1 protein-coding gene is annotated in these 1309 nt (G+C 68.1%); it reads left to right on the top strand.

Going from position 1 to position 1309, the window contains the following annotated elements:
* Positions 1 to 1309 (top strand): glycoside hydrolase family 6 protein (locus ACFVX6_RS40900; RefSeq protein ID WP_389699660.1); only part of this gene is annotated, 1309 nt, incomplete at both ends.

Genomic DNA, 1309 nt, shown 5'->3' with positions numbered 1-1309 from the left:
GCCGCCGGCGCGACCGCCACCGTGTTCGGCACCTCCGCCGGCGCCGCCGCCGCGGGCTGCAAGGTCGAGTACCAGATCACGAACCAGTGGAACACCGGCTTCGGCGCGAACGTGATCGTCACCAACACCGGCGACCCGGTGGCCTCCTGGACCCTGGAGTGGTCCTACGCGAACGGCCAGCAGGTCACCCAGGGCTGGAACGCCACGATCAGCCAGTCCGGGGCGGCCGTGACCGCCAAGAGCCTCTCGTACAACGGGAACCTGGCCACGGGCGGTTCGACCTCCTTCGGCTTCAACGGCTCGCACACCGGGACGAACACCGTGCCCGCGACGTTCAAGCTCAACGGCGTCACCTGCAACGGCACCACCGACCCGACCACTCCCCCGACGACACCGCCCACGACACCGCCGCCGTCAGGCGGCAAGGCCGACAACCCGTACGCCGGTGCCAAGGTGTACGTGAACCCCGAATGGTCCGCCAAGGCCGCCGCCGAGCCCGGCGGCGCGAGGGTCGCCAACCAGCCCACCGGTGTCTGGCTGGACCGCACCGCCGCCATCGCCGGATCGAGCACCTCCATGGGCCTGCGCGCCCACCTGGACGCCGCGCTGGCCCAAAAGGGCAGCGGCGAAATGGTCGTCCAGCTGGTGATCTACAACCTGCCCGGTCGGGACTGCGCGGCGCTCGCCTCCAACGGCGAGCTGGGCCCGACGGAGATCGACAAGTACAAGACCACCTACATCGATCCGATCGCCGCGATCCTCGCCGACGCCAAGTACGCGGGTCTGCGGATCGTCACCACCGTCGAGATCGACTCCCTGCCCAACCTGGTCACCAACGTCTCCGGCCGCCCCACGGCCACGGCCAACTGCGATGTGATGAAGGCCAACGGCAACTACATCAAGGGCGTCGGCTACGCACTGAACAAGCTGGGCTCGATCGCCAACGTCTACAACTACGTGGACGCGGGCCACCACGGCTGGCTCGGCTGGGACGACAACTTCGGCGCCTCCGCCGAAATGTTCAAGCAGGCGGCGACCGCCGAGGGCTCCACACTGTCCAAGGTCCACGGCTTCATCGTGAACACCGCCAACTACAGCGCCCTGAAGGAAGACCACTTCAAGATCGAGGACTCCGTCAACGGCACCTCCGTACGCCAGTCGAAGTGGGTCGACTGGAACCGGTACACCGACGAGCTCTCGTACGCCCAGGCCATGCGGACCAAGCTGGTCTCCCTGGGCTTCGACGCGAACCTCGGCATGCTGATCGACACCTCCCGCAACGGCTGGGGCGGCACCGCCCGCCCGACCG

It is taken from the genome of Streptomyces sp. NPDC058289, from assembly GCF_042880975.1.
Taxonomy (GTDB): domain Bacteria; phylum Actinomycetota; class Actinomycetes; order Streptomycetales; family Streptomycetaceae; genus Streptomyces; species Streptomyces stoeckheimensis.
The sequence above is the reverse complement of the archived record's forward strand: the minus strand, read 5'-3'. Positions and strand labels throughout refer to the sequence as shown.